This window comes from Streptomyces sp. NPDC033174 (assembly GCF_055577795.1).
The window spans coordinates 83833-101214 of the sequence record NZ_JBVIPQ010000014.1; the positions used below are offsets into that span (position 1 = coordinate 83833).

The 17382-nt window shown below is 72.6% G+C and carries 14 protein-coding genes and 1 riboswitch; of the genes, 9 read left to right on the top strand and 5 right to left on the bottom strand.

Annotated elements, in window-relative coordinates:
* Positions 1-59: 59 nt before the first annotated feature.
* Positions 60-902, bottom strand: coding sequence for an MHYT domain-containing protein (locus ACZ5VC_RS31620; protein ID WP_469123406.1), 843 nt, complete (start codon positions 900-902; stop codon positions 60-62).
* Positions 903-1052: 150 nt separating this feature from the next.
* On the opposite strand from ACZ5VC_RS31620, the gene ACZ5VC_RS31625 reads away from it, so the two are divergent.
* From ACZ5VC_RS31625 to ACZ5VC_RS31635, 3 genes are all read left to right on the top strand, one after another.
* Positions 1053-1652, top strand: coding sequence for a class I SAM-dependent methyltransferase (locus ACZ5VC_RS31625; RefSeq protein ID WP_469123407.1), 600 nt, complete (start codon positions 1053-1055; stop codon positions 1650-1652).
* Between the two features lie 260 nt (positions 1653-1912).
* Complete coding sequence (locus tag ACZ5VC_RS31630; protein WP_469123408.1) at positions 1913-2215, top strand: hypothetical protein; 303 nt, start codon at positions 1913-1915, stop codon at positions 2213-2215.
* 101 nt (positions 2216-2316) lie between these two features.
* Complete coding sequence (locus ACZ5VC_RS31635; RefSeq protein ID WP_469123409.1) at positions 2317-3219, top strand: hypothetical protein; 903 nt, start codon at positions 2317-2319, stop codon at positions 3217-3219.
* Between the two features lie 48 nt (positions 3220-3267).
* Here ACZ5VC_RS31635 and ACZ5VC_RS31640 read toward each other — a convergent pair whose 3' ends face one another.
* From ACZ5VC_RS31640 to ACZ5VC_RS31650, 3 genes are all read right to left on the bottom strand, one after another.
* Positions 3268-3810, bottom strand: coding sequence for an MOSC domain-containing protein (locus ACZ5VC_RS31640; RefSeq protein WP_469123410.1), 543 nt, complete (start codon positions 3808-3810; stop codon positions 3268-3270).
* Between the two features lie 190 nt (positions 3811-4000).
* On the bottom strand, positions 4001-4183 hold the full coding sequence (locus ACZ5VC_RS31645) for a hypothetical protein (RefSeq protein WP_468713370.1): 183 nt from the start codon (positions 4181-4183) through the stop codon (positions 4001-4003).
* Between the two features lie 98 nt (positions 4184-4281).
* Positions 4282-5355 carry a fatty acid desaturase family protein gene (locus ACZ5VC_RS31650; protein WP_469123411.1) on the bottom strand — a complete coding sequence of 358 codons (1074 nt, stop codon included), beginning with the start codon at positions 5353-5355 and terminating at the stop codon, positions 4282-4284.
* A 271-nt stretch (positions 5356-5626) separates the two neighbouring features.
* Here ACZ5VC_RS31650 and ACZ5VC_RS31655 point away from each other — a divergent pair, with 271 nt between their 5' ends.
* Both ACZ5VC_RS31655 and ACZ5VC_RS31660 read left to right on the top strand, forming a co-directional pair.
* Positions 5627-8566 (top strand): DEAD/DEAH box helicase, encoded by a 2940-nt coding sequence (locus tag ACZ5VC_RS31655; protein WP_469123412.1) that lies wholly within the window; start codon positions 5627-5629, stop codon positions 8564-8566.
* Positions 8563-9915, top strand: a complete 1353-nt coding sequence (locus ACZ5VC_RS31660; RefSeq protein ID WP_469123413.1) for an SWIM zinc finger family protein — start codon at positions 8563-8565, stop codon at positions 9913-9915. The genes ACZ5VC_RS31655 and ACZ5VC_RS31660 overlap by 4 nt, the downstream gene beginning before the upstream one ends.
* A gap of 151 nt (positions 9916-10066) precedes the next feature.
* Here ACZ5VC_RS31660 and ACZ5VC_RS31665 read toward each other — a convergent pair whose 3' ends face one another.
* Positions 10067-10984, bottom strand: a complete 918-nt coding sequence (locus tag ACZ5VC_RS31665) for a bifunctional 5,10-methylenetetrahydrofolate dehydrogenase/5,10-methenyltetrahydrofolate cyclohydrolase (RefSeq protein WP_469123414.1) — start codon at positions 10982-10984, stop codon at positions 10067-10069.
* A 21-nt stretch (positions 10985-11005) separates the two neighbouring features.
* A riboswitch (ZMP/ZTP riboswitch) is annotated at positions 11006-11105 on the bottom strand.
* A 120-nt stretch (positions 11106-11225) separates the two neighbouring features.
* Between ACZ5VC_RS31665 and ACZ5VC_RS31670 the strand changes: the two genes are divergently transcribed.
* The 4 genes from ACZ5VC_RS31670 (at position 11226) to ACZ5VC_RS31685 (ending at position 17352) form a co-directional block, all read left to right on the top strand.
* Positions 11226-12497 (top strand): GAF domain-containing protein, encoded by a 1272-nt coding sequence (locus tag ACZ5VC_RS31670; RefSeq protein WP_469123415.1) that lies wholly within the window; start codon positions 11226-11228, stop codon positions 12495-12497.
* A gap of 58 nt (positions 12498-12555) precedes the next feature.
* On the top strand, positions 12556-14079 hold the full coding sequence (gene exaC, locus ACZ5VC_RS31675) for an acetaldehyde dehydrogenase ExaC (RefSeq protein ID WP_469123416.1): 1524 nt from the start codon (positions 12556-12558) through the stop codon (positions 14077-14079).
* A gap of 371 nt (positions 14080-14450) precedes the next feature.
* The gene (locus ACZ5VC_RS31680) at positions 14451-16148 is read left to right on the top strand and encodes an enoyl-CoA hydratase-related protein (protein WP_469123417.1); all 1698 of its coding nucleotides are present in this window, start codon (positions 14451-14453) and stop codon (positions 16146-16148) included.
* 127 nt (positions 16149-16275) lie between these two features.
* On the top strand, positions 16276-17352 hold the full coding sequence (locus ACZ5VC_RS31685) for an NADH-quinone oxidoreductase subunit B family protein (RefSeq protein WP_469123418.1): 1077 nt from the start codon (positions 16276-16278) through the stop codon (positions 17350-17352).
* The last annotated feature ends 30 nt before the right edge of the window (positions 17353-17382 follow it).

Below are 17382 nucleotides of genomic sequence, written 5' to 3' on the forward strand. Positions count from 1 at the left end.
CTCCTCGTTCCGGATGCGGGACTGCCGACGCGGCGGCGGGTGGGCGCGGGGATGGGGCGCTAGGCGATACCCGTGGAGCCGGTGACCGCCCCGGCGGGCCCGGGCGTCCCGGTCGGGCCCGTGGGCTCCGCGGGCTCGGGGGTCTCGTCGTCGCGTTCCGCCGACGCGTACGCCGCGCGCTCCCCCGCCGTCGGCGACAGGGCGACGAACGCTGAGGTGAGGAAGAGGTAGGACCCGAGGCCCACGGCGAGGGGGAAGATGAATTGCATCGCCGTGGCCCCGGGCAGTGCGCCCGCGGCCGGCGTCACTTCCACCTCGACGGCGAACATCCCCGTGTAGTGCATGCTGCTGACCGCCGCGCCCATGACGAGCGAGGCGACGGCGACCGCGACGGGCGACTTGATGTTGAGCGCGGCCCACAGCGCGGCGGTCGCCGCGACGACGGCGATGGCGACCGAGAGCGCGACGAGCAGCAGGTCGTACCGCACGTGGCCGTGCAGCCGCAGAGCCGCCATGCCGAGGTAGTGCATGCTGGCCACGCCGAGGCCGGTGGTGAGCCCGCCGAGCAGCAGCGCCCTTACCCGGTCGCGGCCGTATCCGACGGCGAAGACACCCACGCCGACGACGAGCATCGCGACCAGCAGGCTGAGGATGGTCACGGGCACGTCGTAGTGGATGTCTGTGCCGGTCACGCCGAAGCCGAGCATGGCCACGAAGTGCATGGTCCAGATCCCGGTGCCGAGCGCGGAGGCGGCGGTGAGCAGCCAGTTGCGCCGCGAGCGGCCGGTGGCCTCCACCGCGCGCAGGGTGCAGCGCAGCCCGAGGGCGGCGCCGATGCAGGCCATCGCGTACGACAGCGCGGGTGTCAGCCAGCCGAAGGTGGCGTGGTCCAGGTGTCCCATGGCTCAGGGACGCTAGACCCGATGGGGGCGCGCTCGAGGGGCGCATTTCGAAAGCTGTTGGAATATGACGAAGAAATGTTCCTGAACGATCGTGCCGCGCTCGAACGTGTGCACCGTACGCCCGTCCCGTCCCTGAGAGATCATGGGCGCATGACCGATGATCACACGCATGTGCAGGAGTTCTTCGGTGCCCGGGCGGGGGACTGGGACAGCCGCTTCCCGGACGACGGACCGGCCTACGCCGCCGCCGTCGCCGGGCTCGGGCTGCGCCCGGGTGCCGTCGTACTGGACGCGGGATGCGGCACCGGACGCGCGCTGCCCGCGCTGCGCGAGGCCGTGGGACCGGAAGGCACGGTGCTCGGCGCGGACCTGACCCCCGCGATGCTGGAAGCGGCCGTCCGGGCCGGGCGCGCCGACCACGGATTCCTGCTCCTCGCCGATGTCGCCCGGCTGCCGCTGCGCGAGGAGTCCCTGGACGCGGTGTTCGGCGCGGGCCTGATCTCCCATCTGCCGCACCCCGAGGAGAATCTGCGCGAGCTGGCCCGGGTGGTGCGCCCGGGCGGACTGCTCGCGCTCTTCCACCCCATCGGCCGCGCCGCGCTCGCCGCGCGCCAGGGCCGGCAGATCACCGACGACGATCTGCGCGCGGAGGCCAACCTCCGTCCGCTGCTGGAGCGTTCGGGCTGGCGGACGGAGTCGTACGTTGACGAGGACAGCCGGTTCCTCGCGGTGGCCGTGCGGGAGGGGTGACCGTACCGCGCCGGCGTCCTGGCTCGTGAGCCGTTTCAAGGGGCCACCCCTCCCCGAGGACTTCGCCGACCTCGGGGCACCCGCCGGTTCCGAGCGCGTTCGGGGCTCCGTGCTCGCGCGCACGGCGACGACGGACACAGGCGGCCCGAGCCCCGCCCGCACCGGCCCTCTTCTGCCCCGGGACGTCCGGCCCTACGTTGGAGGGTGAAGCGTGGGAGAACCGGCGGTGAGCGCGCCGCCCGTGGGGAAGGTGGGCCGCAATGCTCGACACGTTGCGCGGGCTCCGCGCGTACGGGAAGAAGATCCTCGAGCGACGGGAGGGCTCCGGGCGCGCCGAAGGCTCCCGGCAGCACAACCTCTTCGAAGCGGCCGCGACCTATGTCGCCGGATGCGCGGAGGACGATCAGGAGCGGATGGACGAGGCCGTGACGTGGGTGTCGCCCGAGGCGCTCTCCTTCGGAGTGAGCGAGCTGGCCTGCCGGGCGGTCATCGCCCTCGCCCGGGAGCGCGACCAGTCCCCGCAGGAGGTGGCCCGGAGCCTGCTCGGGCTGCCGGCGGCCTGACCCGGAACGGCGCGCACCACTTTCCCCCCGGCCACCTCTCGACGTGCGGGTTACCCACTGGTTATGGTGCGCCGACGAACGATCGGGATGGGGAGGCTGCCGTGGCCGGGACGGATGACGTCGGCGCTGTCGTCGACGACGGCGCCGACACCGCGGGCGGCACGGACGACGCGCTGTATGTGCTGACGGCCGTGCTGCTGACGCCCGCGCAGTTCCCGAGCGTGCTCGGCGACGACTATCCGGCGGCGTGCGCGGCGCTGGGCCTCGAGCCGTACGCCCAGGGCTACGGCCTGGTCCTCGGCCAGGACGGCGACGGGGCGCGGTGGACGGTCGTGGTCGACGACGTGTCGCTGGTCGCCGTGGCGATCGCCTCGTGGGACTGCGGGATGGCGTACGACCTGTCTCCCGACGAGCGCTCCGTGGTGGCGGGGATGCCCGGCTGGCCCCTGGCGGTGGCGACCGCCGCGCCGGACCTGCCGGCCCCGCACGACCCGGAGCCCGAGGAGGGCGATCCACCGCTGCTCAGGCCGGTGGACGGCGGTGAGTGGGGGCCCGCGCAGCGGCGGCTGGGCGCGGACGAGATCGCGTTGCAGTGGACGGCGTGGCGGGCCCAGTTCGACGAGGAGCCGGACGACGCGCAGGTCACGGACGACGGCGCCGAGGCGGACTCGGGTCCGGGCTCCGAGGCGGCCACGGACTCGCAGGACGACGGTGCGGCGCCGGCGGGGACGGATCCGTACGACGGGGTGCGGCGCGCACTGAAGGAACTGCGCGGCTATCTGGAGGAGCCGCCGCCGGTCGGGCGGGTGCGGTCCACCTTCGCCCCGGACGGCGCGCGGATGCTCCGGGCCGACGGTCCCGGCTGGTCCCTGGTGGCCCGTACCGACGACATGGCGTTCGTCCTGCTCGACGACGAGCCGCGGGAGGTCCTCCCGGTGGCCCGGGGCCCCAGGCTGCCGGCCCTGCTCACGTCACTGGACGAGATCGCTGTGCGCCCGTCCTGACAGGCACACCGCGATACGGCCGGGACCGGGGCCGGGGCCCGCTGGGGCTCAGACCATTTCGAGGGGCCGGTGCGGCCCGGTCGGCAGCTCGATGCCGATGGCGTCGCCGGGCCGTACGACTCCGCCCGTCTTCACGATCGTCATGATCCCGGCCTTGCGCACGATCCGGCCGGACGCGTCCCGGCCGAGGACCTGCTTGAGCAGCCCGTGCTGGAAGTTGTCGATCTGCGCGCACGGGTTGCGCAGGCCGGTGACCTCGACGACTGCCTCGTCTCCGAGGTGCAGCATGGTCCCGGTCGGCAGGCCGAGGAGGTCGATGTCGCGCGTGGAAATGTTCTCTCCGAGGTCACCCGGCCTGACGGTGAAGCCGGCAAGGGCGAGCTCGTCGAACAGCTCCTCGTGGATGAGGTGCACCTGCCGGAGGTTCAAGGCGGTGGGGTCCTTGGCCACCCGCGAGCGGTGCTTCACGGTGACGCCCGCGTGGACGTCCCCTTCCACCCCGAGCCCGGCCAGCAGCGTGATGCCGTCCCGATGGGGCTTGCTGAAGCTGTAGGTGCCGTTACTGCTGACCGTCGTGACTCTCGCGCTCATTCCGCGGAGCTCCCCTCTCCCGTACCGGTGATCACCCCGACCCTACCCGTGGCCACTCCACCGGCATCGGCGACCGGACCCGTCCCCAGAGGTCCGGCCGTCGGCGAAAGCGGACAGCGCGATCGGCGCGGGCGCGTCAGTGGTCGGTGCGGGCGGCGCGTCAGCGGGCGGCGCGTCAGCGGGCGGCGCGTCAGCGGCCGATCTGCTTGCGGGAGACCCTGCGCAGCCGCCTGCGCTGGCTCGGGTCCAGCGCCAGATAGGCCACGGCGGGAACGCCGAGGACCACCAGGAGCGAGAGCCAGAATCCGATCAGAGGGATCAGGAGCAGCCCGATGGCCACTCCTCCGATCGCGATCTTCGCGTTTGTCGACATCGTGTGCCTCCTTCGCGGCCCTGGCCGCGCTTCTTGTTCCCTTGAACGCCCGGCGGGGGCCGACGGTTCCCTCCCGCCGGCCCCGGTCCGCCCATCCGTCAGACCGCACGGAGCGGCTCGCCCACCTCGTGGAGGTACCCGAGTGCCTGCCGGTAGGAGTCCACGAGCCCGGTCTCCGTGTAGGGGATGCCCAGCGAGCGGCAGTGGGCGCGGACGGCGGGCTGGGCGAGGCGCAGGTGGGGGCGCGGCATGTTCGGGAAGAGGTGGTGCTCGATCTGGTAGTTCAGTCCGCCCAGGAACCAGTCGGTGAGGAAGGAGCCCCGGATGTTCCGGGAGGTCAGTACCTGCCGGCGCAGATGGCCCCAGCGCTCACCGTCCGCGACGGGGATCTCCATGCCCTTGTGGTTGGGCGCGAACGCCATGCCGAGGTGCAGTCCGAGCAGCATCTGGTGCAGGAGGGCGAAGAGGACCGCGTGGCCGAGCGGGAGGGTGGCGAGCAGCAGCGCCGCGTAGCCGGCGACGTGCGCGAACAGCAGAGCGCCCTCGACGAGGCGGTCGCGCCGGGTCCGGCAGGGGCTGTCCTTGGAGAACAGCGCCTGGAAGCCGTACACCTTCAGTGCCATGCCCTCCAGGGTCGTCAGCGGGAAGAACAGCCATGCCTGGTGGCGGGTGAGCCAGCCGCGGAAGCCGGTGCGCCCCTCTGCCTGGTGCTGGGCGAAGACGAGGATGTCGGCGGCGACGTCGGGGTCCTTGTCGAGGTGGTTGGGGTTGGCGTGATGCCGGTTGTGCTTGTCGTTCCACCACTCCTGGCTCATGCCGAGCAGCAGATTGGCGTGGACGAGCTGGATGAGGCGGTTGGTGCGGCGGTCGGCGGCGATCTGGGAGTGGCCGGCGTCGTGTCCGACGAAGGCCACCCGCGCGGAGAGCAGGGCCAGCGGTACGGCGAGCAGCAGCGTCCACCAGGAGTGGCCGAAGAGGACGAGGCCGGCCACGACGGCTGCCAGGCCGAGGAAGTTGACGGCCATGCCCCGGGCGTACCAGCCGGGGCGGCGCTCCAGTAGCCCCTCCTCGTTGACGGTGCGCAGCAGCGGTGAGAATTCGCTGCCGGGGTTCCGGGGCGGCGCCGGGGGTGCGGCGGTGGGCGCCGTGAGCGTTGCGGTGGCCTGTGGCATGGCGGTCTCCCGTGTCCGTGGGTCTGTGCGCCGACTGCGCCGGCCCCCAGAAACGTACGAAGGAGAGATCGTTCCGGGCCATGGCGCCATCCCCCTGGTTTCCGGGGGGCCCGCCCGGGGGGCCGGGTGGTGCTGGCTACACCCACCCCTTTGCTCGGGGGCTCTCATGTGAGCCGGGTCACCTCGTCCGTGCTCCCGGTCCGGCGGCCGATCCGGTACCCTCGGCGGCTCCGGTCCCGCAGTAGTCAAATTTGAGGAATGCGTCTTCGCTGTGCAGAGACTTCCCGCGGCAACCCTCCCCCAGCTCTCCCCACTCGTCGCCTGCTCCGCCGTCTTCCTGCCCGCCGATCCCGCCCGCCGGGGACGGATCGCCTTCTGGTCGCCCGACGGTGAGGTGCCACCCGCCGCCCCTGGCGCCGGGGTCGAGGACCACGTCGTCGTCGCGGACGACGCCCGGCCCCGCGTCGTCCCGGCGCTGGTGCTGCCCGTACGGGACGCGCTGCCCGTTCTCACCCGGGCACGGATGTCTCCCGACGCCTCACCGGCGAGCGCGTTCTGGGGCGCGGCGGCCCTGCTGGGCCTCCAACTTGTCGCGCGAGGGCTGCTGTTGCCCGGTCTCACCGCCACGGACCATGACGCCTGGCGCATCGGGCCGATGTCCCCGGAAGATCTGGAGCGCGTCCGCACGCTCGCCGCCTCGATGCCGCCGGACGCCCACGCCGTCCCCCTCGCGGCGGCGGAGGACGGCGAGGGGAGGAAGAAGGAGGTCCTGTTGCCCGAGCAGGAGGGCCTGTTGCGTGCCTTTCTGGACGCGGTGGCGGACACGCTGCCCCGGACGCCCGCCGCGCCGCTCGCGGCCGGTGGCCCCGCCTACGCGGCCGACGAGCCGCAGTATCTGCCCGGCCATCGCGGCTGGGCGTCGGACGTGGCTGCCGGGTACGACGCGGGTGTACGCGTCTCCCTGCGCGTCGAGTTGCCGGGACTGACCGACGAACTGGCCCCCGCCTTCCGGGCCGTGCCGCAGCTGCACAGCGTCAGTGACCCGGCGCTGGTGGCGGACGCGGCGGAGGTCTGGACCGGAGCGGGCCCGGCCGGCGGCGCGTTCGGGCCCCGGGCGCGGATGGACGCCCTGCTCGCGCTGCGCCGCGCCGCCCGCGCCTGGGCGCCGCTGACCCCGCTGCTGTCGGCCGCGGTGCCGGACGCCGTGGATCTGGCCGACGAGGAGGTCACCGAGCTGCTCGGCGAGGCCGCGCGGGCGCTCGCGGCGACGGGCGTCCAGGTGCACTGGCCCCGGGAGTTGACGCGTGAGCTGACCGCGCGCGCCGTGATCGGACCACCGGCGGACAGCGACGCTACCGCGGACGGAAACGCCGGAAGCGCCGGAAGCGCCGGACGTGCCGAGGGGAGCGACGGAGCCGACGGGGCCGGTGGCCGGAACACCTCCGGTCTGCCGTCGTTCCTCTCCGCCGACGCCCTGCTCTCCTTCGACTGGCGCTTCGCCCTCGGGGGCGACGACCTCACCCGCGCCGAGCTCGACCGCCTGGCCGAGGCCGGACGGCCCGTCGTGCGCCTGCGCGACCAGTGGGTGCTCATCGACCCGGAGGAGGTCCGGCGCGCCCGGGAGAGCCAGGACCGCAAGGTCACCCCGATCGACGCGCTCGGCGCCGTACTGACCGGCACGGCCGAGGTCGACGGCCGGCGCGTCGCCGTCGAGGCGACCGGCCCGCTCGCGCGGCTGCGTGAGCGACTGGCGGACCCGGAGGGCGGTCGACAGGAGATCGCCCAGCCCGCCGCCCTCGCTGCCACACTGCGCGACTACCAGCTGCGCGGACTGAACTGGCTGCACCGCATGACGTCCCTCGGTCTCGGTGGCTGCCTCGCCGACGACATGGGCCTCGGCAAGACCATCACCCTCATCGCCCTCCATCTGCACCGGCAGACCGACCCGGCGGCCGCCGGCCCCACGCTCGTCGTCTGTCCGACCTCGCTGATGGGCAACTGGCAGCGCGAGATCGAGAAGTTCGCGCCGGGCACGCCCGTACGCCGCTTCCACGGATCCGCGCGCAGCCTCGAAGGGCTGGCGGACGGGGAGTTCGTCCTCACCACCTACGGCACGATGCGGCTCGACACCGAACGACTGGCGCGGCCGGCCTGGGGTCTCGTCGTCGCCGACGAGGCCCAGCACGTCAAGAACCCGTACGCCGCCACGGCCAAGCAGCTGCGCACGATCGAGACCAGGGCCCGGGTGGCCCTGACCGGCACCCCCGTGGAGAACAACCTCACCGAGCTGTGGGCGATCCTGGACTGGACGACGCCCGGGCTGCTGGGGCGCCTCGGAACCTTCCGCAGTCAGTACGCGCAGGCCGTGGAGGGCGGCGACGACCCCGCCACCGCCGAGCGCCTCGCCGCGCTGGTCCGCCCCTTCCTGCTCCGGCGCCGCAAGTCGGACCCGGGCATCGCGCCCGAGCTGCCGCCGAAGACCGAGACCGACCACACGGTGTCCCTCACCAGGGAACAGGCCGGGTTGTACGAGGCGGTGGTACGGGAGACGCTGGCGGCGATCGCCGAGGCCGACGGCATGGCGCGGCGCGGCCTGGTGGTGAAGCTGCTGACGAGCCTGAAGCAGATCTGCAACCACCCGGCGCAGTACCTGAAGGAGGAGGCGCCGAGGATCGCGGACCGCTCCGGGAAGCTGGAACTCCTCGACGAGCTTCTCGACACCATCCTCGCCGAGGGCGCGAGCGTGCTGGTCTTCACCCAGTACGTCACCATGGCACGGCTCCTGGAACGGCATCTGGCGGACCGCGGGGTGGTGACGCAGTTCCTGCACGGCGGCACACCGGTCGCCCAGCGGGAGGCGATGGTGAACCGCTTCCAGGAGGGCCAAGTGCCGGTCTTCCTGCTGTCGTTGAAGGCGGCGGGCACCGGGCTCAACCTGACCCGTGCCGGTCATGTCGTGCACTACGACCGCTGGTGGAATCCGGCCGTGGAGGCGCAGGCCACCGACCGCGCCTACCGGATCGGCCAGACCCAGCCGGTGCAGGTCCACCGACTGGTCGCGGAGGGCACGATCGAGGACCGGATCGCCGGGATGCTGGCGCGCAAACAGGCCTTGGCGGACACGGTTCTGGGCTCCGGCGAGGCAGCGCTGACCGAACTGACCGACGCCGAGCTGGCGGATCTGGTGGAGCTGCGAGGGAGCGGCCGATGAGAGACACGCGGGACACGTACGACGACGACGGCCGCGACGAGGACGGGAAGGGCGGGGGCCGGTTCGGCGGCGAGGACGAGCGGACCTTCGCCGCGCCGGCGCCGGTGAGCGGCGGCGGCTTCGCGCGGAGCTGGTGGGGGCGGGCCTGGCTGAAGGCGCTGGAGGACACCGTCCTGGACGGCGAGCAGCTCAAGAAGGGGAGGAGGAACGCGCGCGAGGGGGCGGTCGGCGCGGTCTCGGTGCGGCCGGGGCGGCTCACCGCCGTCGTCAAGGACCGGGACGGCACGGGGCACCGCAGTGATGTGCTGCTCCGCGAATTCTCCGACGGGGAGTGGGAGCGATTGCTGGATCTGGCCGCCGAGAGCGCCGGCCACATCGCGGCCCTGCTGGACCGCGAGATGCCGCCGCACCTGGTGGAGGACGCGGCGGCCGCGGGTCTCGACCTGCTGCCCGGGATCGGCGATCTGGAGCCCGAGTGCGGCTGCGAGGCGTGGGACCACTGCGCGCACACGGCGGCGCTCTGCTATCAGGTGGCGCGCCTTCTCGACCAGGATCCCTTCGTGCTGCTGTTGATGCGGGGGCGCGGAGAGCGGCGGCTGCTCGACGCGCTTCAGGTCCGCAGCGTCGCACGGGCGGCGCGGGAGCACCGGGAGCCGGCCTGGGGCGGGGAACCGGCGGGGTCGCCGGCCGGGGTGCCGGCCGCGGAGGCGTTCGCCGCACGGGACATCCTGCCTCCGCTGCCCCCTCCCCCGCCGCTGCCCACGGCCGTCGGCGAACCCCCGGCCCTGGACACCGAGGCGGGACCCGCCCCGGGTCTGGACCCGGCCGCCCTGGAGTTCCTGGCGGCCGACGCGGCGGCGCGGGCATGTCGGATGCTGGCGGAGGCCCTGGCTCCGGGCCATGAAGGCCACCCGGTCGAGCCCCCGTTGAACCTGGACCAGGACGCGGTACGACTGGCCGCGGCGGCCCCCGCCCCTGGGATCGTGACACGGCTGGCCGCCGGGACGGGACGGCAGCGCGCCGCCCTGGACCTGGCCACGCGCGCGTGGCGTGTCGGGGGCCCGGCCGCTCTGGCCGTACTGGAGGAGGAGTGGACGCCCACGCCCGAGGCCCTGGAGCGCGCGGCGGCCCGGCTCGCCGAGGCGTGGGAGGCGGGCGAGCGCCCGCACCTGCGGCCGGTGAGCGGCGCGGCCCGCTGGACGGTGGTGGGCGAGGACGTACAGCTGCGCCTGGGGCAGGACGGCCGGTGGTGGCCCTACCGGAAGGAGAGCGGACGGTGGGCACCCGCGGGCCCGGCGGACCAGGACCCGGCGACGGCACTGGCAGGGTTCCTGGAAGGCTCCGCCTGAGCGGTGGGGGCGGCCGAGACGGGCCGGGCTGGACGGGGACGGGGAGGAACAGGGCGCGCCCTGGTCGCCGTTGAGGCAGGCCGGGCCTGTCCTCGGGAGCCGGGAGCGCGCCCGGGCCGGGGCGGGTCGCGGACAGAGGCCAAGGGGCCTGTCACCGGCCATCGGCCGCGCCCACACCCCCTGGGCCATCCGCCCCCGCCCGGGTGCCGGTCCGCAGGCCCAGCTGACGCTCGGCCGCCTCCACCGTCTGGGCCAGGAGTACCGCGATGGTCATCGGGCCGACGCCGCCGGGAACGGGCGTGATCAGGCCGGCCCGCCTGGCCGCGGGCTCGAAGTCGACGTCGCCGACGTTTCCGGGGTTGTAGCCGGCGTCGATGACGACAGCGCCGGGCTTGATGTCCTCGCCGCGGATGAAGCGCGGGCGGCCGACGGCCGCCACCAGGATGTCGGCCTCGCGGACGATCGAGGAGAGATCGGTGGTGCGCGAGTGGCAGTAGGTGACCGTGGCGTCCCGGGCCAGGAGGAGCATCCCGGCCGGCTTGCCGAGGATGGCGCTGCGGCCGACCACGACGGCGCGCTTGCCGGTGGGGTCCACGTCGTAGGCGTCGAGGAGCCGCATGATGCCGCCGGGCGTGCAGGACACGAAGCCGGGCAGGCCGAAGCTCATCGCGGCGAAGGAGGTCATGGTGACGCCGTCGACGTCCTTCTCCGGGGCGATGGCCTCGAAGGCGGCGCGCTCGTCGATGTGCGGGCCGACCGGGTGCTGGAGCAGGATGCCGTTGACCTCGGGGTCCTGGGAGAGGTCCGTGAGGGTGGCGACGAGTTCCTCGGTCGTGGTGGTGGCGGGCAGCTCTATGTGGCGGGAGCGGATTCCGGCCTTCTCGCAGCGGGCGCGCTTCATCCGGACGTACGTCACGGACGCGGGGTCCTCGCCGACGAGGACGGTGGCGAGGCAGGGGGCGGTGCCGGTGCGCCGGGTGATCTCGGCGGCGCGGGCCGCGGTCTCCTCGACGGTGCGGCGGGCGAGCGCGGTGCCGTCGATGAGGCGGGCGGTGGGGACGGTGGACATGGGCGACTCCTGAGCATCGATGCTGATCGCCCAGGCGCACGGCAGTGACGGGGTCCGGTCGGAGTCCGTCGGGCCGCTCCCCGGTGGTACTCCACCTCACGCGCCAGTCACGGCCCGGGCCCACTGTACGGGAGGCTTGGGAGCGAAGACCGGACAGGGTGGCGCGCGCCCGGTTGTCGGCGGTCCGCGCCGGTACCACGATGAGCCCCACGGGACCGAAACCCTCACCGGGGAGGCCGAGTTGGGCATCGACGCATGGGCGGCCGCGGGGCCGGACGCCGGCGCGTTGCGGCGGGCTCACGACGCGTTCACCTCCGGCGGGGAGATGCCGAGACCTTCCGTACGGGCGCTGGTGGCCGAGTCGTGGCGGCGCTCGGCACGGGCCCTGGTGAGCCCGGACGGCGCCGCCTGTGTGGAGCTCGCCGACGACGACCTCGCCGCTTACCGCGAGGGCCACCCCCTGGCCGCCGCGATGCCGGTGGTCCGGGAGCTGATGGGCGCGTACGCGACCGACGGGGAACATCTGGTGGCCGTGTGCGACGCGTCGGGGCGGCTGCTGTGGGTCGAGGGGCACGCGGCGACCCTGCGCCGGGCCGGTCCGATGAACTTCGTCGCCGGCGCCCGCTGGACCGAGTCGGTCGCGGGGACGAACGCGCCGGGCACCGCGATCGCCCTGGACCGGCCGGTTCAGGTCTTCTCCGCCGAGCACTTCCGGCGGCCTGTGCAGGCGTGGACGTGTGCCGCGGCGCCGGTGCACGATCCGCACAGCGGGCGGCTGCTCGGCGCCGTCGACATCACGGGCGGGGACCGGCTCGCGCATCCGCACAGCCTGGCGTTCGTGCAGGCGGTGGCGCGCGCGGCCGAGTCCCAGCTGGCCCTGCTGGCCCCGGTGCCGTCCGACGACCGTATGCGGCTGACGGCCCTCGGCCGGAACGAGGCGCTGCTGGTCGCCGGCGGGCGCAGCATCCGGCTGAGCCGCCGCCACAGCGAGATCGTGGCCGTGCTGACCCGGCGTCCGGAAGGTGTGGGCGGTGAGGAGCTGCTGACGCTGCTGTACGAGGACGAGTCGGTCACCCCGGTGACGCTGCGGGCCGAGCTGTCGCGGCTGCGCGCGATCCTCGGCGCGGATCTGTTGCGTTCGCGGCCGTACCGGCTGGCGGGAGTCCTGGACGCGGACTTCGACACGGTGGCGCGCCGGCTCGCCTCGGGTGCGCTGTCCGCCGCGCTCGGCTGCTACGCGGGTCCGCTGCTGCCCGGCTCCTCGGCACCGGCCGTCGTGCGGCTGCGCGAGCGGCTGGCAGGTCAGCTGCGCGCCGCGCTGGTAGACCGGGGCGACCCGGGGCTGCTCGCCGACTGGGCGTACAGCCCGTGGGGCGAGGACGACCCGGTCGTGTGGAGGGCGCTGGCGGCGGCGGTGCCGGCGAGCGCCCGGCCGCCGGTGGTGGCCCGGCTGCGCGCACTGGACAGGGAACTGTCCGCCGGCGCAACGGGGTTGCAACGTCCCGGTTCCTAGCCTCGCCGTGAGCGCCGGCCGAGGGCGGCCGGCCGCCGTCCGAGGGAGGCCGTGCACGATGACCCGCTACGCAGCGCCGGGTACCGACGACGCGATCATGTCGTACCTTTCCCGCTACGACCACTGGATCGGTGGGGAGTACGTCGCCCCGGCCCGAGGCCGGTACTTCGAGAACCCGAGCCCGGTCGACGGCCGTCCCTTCACCGAGATGGCCCGCGGGACCGCCGAGGACGTCGAGCGTGCCCTGGACGCGGCGCACGCCGCGGCGCCCGCCTGGGCCCGTACGGCGCCCGCCGAGCGCGCGCACGTCCTGCTGAGGATCGCCGACCGGATGGAGTCACATCTGGAGGAGCTGGCGGTCGCCGAGAGCTGGGAGAACGGGAAGCCGGTCCGCGAGACGCTGGCGGCCGACATCCCGCTCGCCATCGACCACTTCCGGTACTTCGCGGGGGCGCTGCGGGGCCAGGAGGGCTCCCTCAGCGAGGTCGACGAAGACACCGTCGCGTACCACTTCCACGAGCCGCTCGGGGTGGTGGCGCAGATCATCCCGTGGAACTTCCCGATCCTGATGGCGACCTGGAAGCTGGCTCCCGCGCTGGCCGCGGGTAACGCCGTCGTACTGAAGCCCGCCGAACAGACCCCGGCCTCGGTCCACTTCTGGATGAGCCTGATCGCCGACCTTCTGCCGCCCGGCGTGGTGAACATCGTCAACGGCTTCGGCGCGGAGGCGGGCAAGCCGCTGGCGTCCAGCCCGCGCGTCGCCAAGATCGCGTTCACCGGCGAGACGACGACGGGGCGGCTGATCATGCAGTACGCCTCGGAGAACATCAAGCCGGTCACGCTGGAGCTGGGCGGGAAGTCGCCGAACATCTTCTTCGACGACGTCTGGGCGGCGGACGACGACTTCCGTGACAAGGCACTCGAAGGGTTCACCATGTTCGCCCTCAACCAGGGCGAGGTGTGCACCTGCCCGTCGCGGGCGCTGATCCAGAGCAGCCACTACAGCGAGTTCCTGGAGGCGGCGGTCGCCCGCACAGAGAAGATCCTGCCTGGCCACCCCCTGGACACGGACACGATGATCGGAGCGCAGGCGTCCAACGACCAGCTGCAGAAAATCCTCTCGTATCTGGACATCGGCCTCCAAGAAGGCGCGAAGATCCTCACGGGCGGCCTACGGATCGAGTACGACGGTGAACTGGCCGGCGGCTACTACGTCCAGCCGACCATCTTCGAGGGCGACAACCGGATGCGGATCTTCCAGGAGGAGATCTTCGGCCCGGTGGTGGCGGTCACCTCGTTCACCGACTTCGACGACGCCATCAGCACGGCCAACGACACGCCGTACGGCCTCGGCGCGGGCGTGTGGACCCGGAACATCAACACCGCCTACCGGGCAGGGCGAGCGATCCAGGCGGGCCGGGTCTGGACGAACTGCTACCACGCGTATCCGGCGCACGCGGCGTTCGGCGGCTACAAGCAGTCGGGCATCGGCCGCGAGACCCACAAGATGATGCTGGACCACTACCAGCAGACGAAGAACCTGCTGGTGTCGTACTCCCCGAAGAAGCTCGGCTTCTTCTAGACACACGAGAGAGGGCGCCCGACCTGGGCTTCCACCCGTCAGGCGCCTTCCGGTGTTCCCTTGATGGTGACGCCCGGTTCTTGCCGTGGCCAGCAGTTTCCCCACCATCGTCCCCTTCCTGACCAGCGCTTCCGGGCCAGTCACGGACCAACCGTGCGCCGGCCACCCGCTCCGGGACGGCGCCCCGTGTAGTCCGTTCGCGCCGTGCGCAGGGGCGATCCGCGCACTGATGAGCCGCCTTGTGGCCCTCGGCAGCGCCCGTTCGAGGGACGCTGCGGCAGCGCGTGGACAGGCTCGGTTCCCCAGTGGTCGAACATGGCCGTCGGGTCAGCGCCTGTCCCGCCTGGGGCGCTGGGAATCGGAGGTCGCCGGTGCGGATCTTGCTCGTGGCAAGCGCGTTCAACAGCCTTACACAGCGGGTGCACGCCGAGTTGAGAGATCACGGCCACAGCGTGGTGGTGGAGCTCGCCCTCGGCGACGCGTCCTTGCTGACGGCAGTGCGCCGGCATGACCCGGACCTCGTCGTGGCGCCCATGTTGAAGAGCGCCATCCCCGAGGACGTGTGGGCCGCACACACATGTCTTGTCGTCCACCCGGGGCCCGTGGGCGACCGGGGCCCGTCCTCGCTCGACTGGGCGATCCACGAGGACGCGATCCAGTGGGGTGTCACCGTACTGCAGGCCAATGCGGAGATGGACGCCGGTGACGTCTGGGCGACGGTGGCCTGCACGCTACCGCCGGTGGGAAAGAGCGATCTGTACCGCAACGAGGTGTCCGACGCGGCGGCGGCCGCAGTGCTGCTGGCTGTAGAGCGCTTCGCCTCCGGTGCCTACACCCCGCAGGCCCAGGCGGGTGCGACCGGCGTCGCCGCCGCCCGCACGCGGCCGTACTTCGCTCAGGAATTGCGCCGTATCAGCTGGGAATCGGACTCCACCGCGACCGTGGTGCGCAAGCTGCGCGCCGCCGACTCGCAGCCCGGCGTGCTGGACGAGCTGCTCGGCGGTGAGTGGTTTCTGCACGGCGGCCACCCCGAGTTCGGACTGCGCGGTCGACCGGGTGAGTTGCTGGCCACCAGGGCTGGGGCGATCTGCCGGGCCACAGCCGACGGCGCCGTGTGGATCCCCGAGCTGCGCCGCCGGCGGCAACCTGGAGGGCCGGCCTCGATCAAACTCCCCGCCGTCGCCGCACTCGCGGGGCAGTTGCCGAAGGTCCCTGAGCTCCCCGCGCCGCTGATCACGGACGACTTCGGCCACGCCTGGTCCGACATCCGCTACCGGGAGAAGGGCCAGGCCGGTCTTCTCTCGTTCTCGTTCCCCGGCGGAGCGATGAGCACCGCGCAGTGCCGCCGCCTGCTGGAGGCCTATAGGACAGCTTGCTCCCGGCCCACTTCGGTTCTGGTGCTCGGTGGCTGCCGGGACTTCTTCTCCAATGGGATCCACCTGAACGTCATCGAGGCGTCGGAGGACCCCGGGAAGGAATCCTGGGCCAACATCAACGCCATGAACGACCTGGTCGAGGCGGTCCTGCGGACCACCGACCGCCTGGTGGTCTCCGCGCTGGGCGGCAACGCCGCCGCGGGCGGGGCGATGGTGGCCCTGGCCGCCGACGAGGTCTGGTGCAGGGTGGGCGCGGTCCTGAACCCGCACTACCGGCTGATGGGGCTGTACGGCTCCGAGTACTGGACGTACACGCTGCCCCGGCGCGCCGGGGCGGCAGCGGCGGATCGCCTCATGGAGGAAGCACTGCCGGTCAGTGCGACGGCCGGGCAGCGACTCGGCCTGGTGGACCGACTGGTGGACTGCCACCCGCAGGAGTTCTCCGCCGAGATCGCCCGGATGGCCGTACACCTGGCCTCGTCACCCGCGGTGCAGTCACGCATCGTCGCCAAGAAGTCCGCGCTGGAGCGGCAGGAGGCCGTGAAGCCACTGGCGGCCTACCGGGAGGAGGAGCTGGTTCACATGCTGCGCACCTTCTCCGCCCCGGAGGCGCCCTATCACGCGCTGCGTCGCGCGTTCGTACGCAAGGAACGTCCGGACCGCACTCCGCCCCACCTCGCCCCTGCCCCCTGACAGGGCGACGGTCGCGGTCGCCCCATCGGTCGACGGTGATGTAGCGGAGGGGCCCGCTCCTTGTTATCAAGAAGGATGATGGTCGATATGCGACCTATCGCCGCATACCTCCCTAGGAGGCATCCCGATGGATGCAGCAACGCAGACCACGGCCGAAGTAGCCGACACCTCCGGGGACGAGTCCCCGATCCACATTCTCTGGATCAACGCGGGGCTGAGCTGTGACGGCGACTCGGTCTCCCTGACCGCCGCGATGCAGCCGAGCATCGAGGAGATCGCGCTCGGCGCGCTGCCCGGTCTGCCGAAGATCGCTGTCCACTGGCCGCTGATCGACTTCGAATGCGGACCGGTGGGGGGCGCCGACACCTTCATCGAGTGGTTCTTCAAGGCCGAGCGCGGGGAGATCGACCCCTTCGTCCTGGTCGTCGAGGGCTCCGTCCCCAACGAGGCGATCAAACCCGAGGGTTACTGGTGCGGCTTCGGCGACAACCCGGAGACGGGTCAGCCGATCACGACCAGCGAATGGATCGACCGGCTGGCCCCCAAGGCGCTGGCCGTCGTGGCCATCGGAACCTGCGCCACGTACGGCGGCATCCACGCGATGGCGGGCAATCCGACCGGCGCCATGGGCGTGCCCGACTACCTGGGCTGGGACTGGAAGTCCCAGGCCGGCATCCCGATCGTGTGCGTACCGGGCTGCCCGATCCAGCCGGACAACTTCGCGGAGACGCTGACCTACCTCCTCTACCAGGCGGCGGGCTCGGCGCCGATGATTCCGCTGGACGACAAGCTGCGCCCGACATGGCTCTTCGGGGCGACGGTGCACGAGGGCTGCGATCGTGCCGGCTACTACGAACAGGGGCAGTTCGCGCGCACCTACGACTCGCCCCAGTGCCTCGTCAAGCTCGGCTGTTGGGGCCCGGTCGTCAAGTGCAACGTACCCAAGCGCGGTTGGATGAACGGCATCGGCGGGTGCCCGAACGTCGGCGGCATCTGCATCGCCTGCACGATGCCCGGCTTCCCCGACAAATTCATGCCGTTCATGGACGAACCTCCCGGCGCCAAGGTCTCCAGCAGAGCCAGCGGTGTGTACGGAGCGGTCGTCCGCCGGCTCCGGACGATGACGGCGCACACCGTCGACCAGGAGCCGAAGTGGCGCCATACCGGAGACCAGCTGACCACCGGCTACCGCCCGCCCTGGTGAGCGGCGTCCCCGGCCCCGCCCGCACCCACA

Coding starts and splice junctions, on each gene's coding strand:
- ACZ5VC_RS31620 (WP_469123406.1), bottom strand. CDS start 902: ATGGGACACCTGGACCACGCCACCTTCGGCTGGCTGACACCCGCGCTG.
- ACZ5VC_RS31625 (WP_469123407.1), top strand. CDS start 1,053: ATGACCGATGATCACACGCATGTGCAGGAGTTCTTCGGTGCCCGGGCG.
- ACZ5VC_RS31630 (WP_469123408.1), top strand. CDS start 1,913: ATGCTCGACACGTTGCGCGGGCTCCGCGCGTACGGGAAGAAGATCCTC.
- ACZ5VC_RS31640 (WP_469123410.1), bottom strand. CDS start 3,810: ATGAGCGCGAGAGTCACGACGGTCAGCAGTAACGGCACCTACAGCTTC.
- ACZ5VC_RS31645 (WP_468713370.1), bottom strand. CDS start 4,183: ATGTCGACAAACGCGAAGATCGCGATCGGAGGAGTGGCCATCGGGCTG.
- ACZ5VC_RS31650 (WP_469123411.1), bottom strand. CDS start 5,355: ATGCCACAGGCCACCGCAACGCTCACGGCGCCCACCGCCGCACCCCCG.
- ACZ5VC_RS31660 (WP_469123413.1), top strand. CDS start 8,563: ATGAGAGACACGCGGGACACGTACGACGACGACGGCCGCGACGAGGAC.
- ACZ5VC_RS31665 (WP_469123414.1), bottom strand. CDS start 10,984: ATGTCCACCGTCCCCACCGCCCGCCTCATCGACGGCACCGCGCTCGCC.
- exaC (WP_469123416.1), top strand. CDS start 12,556: ATGACCCGCTACGCAGCGCCGGGTACCGACGACGCGATCATGTCGTAC.
- ACZ5VC_RS31685 (WP_469123418.1), top strand. CDS start 16,276: ATGGATGCAGCAACGCAGACCACGGCCGAAGTAGCCGACACCTCCGGG.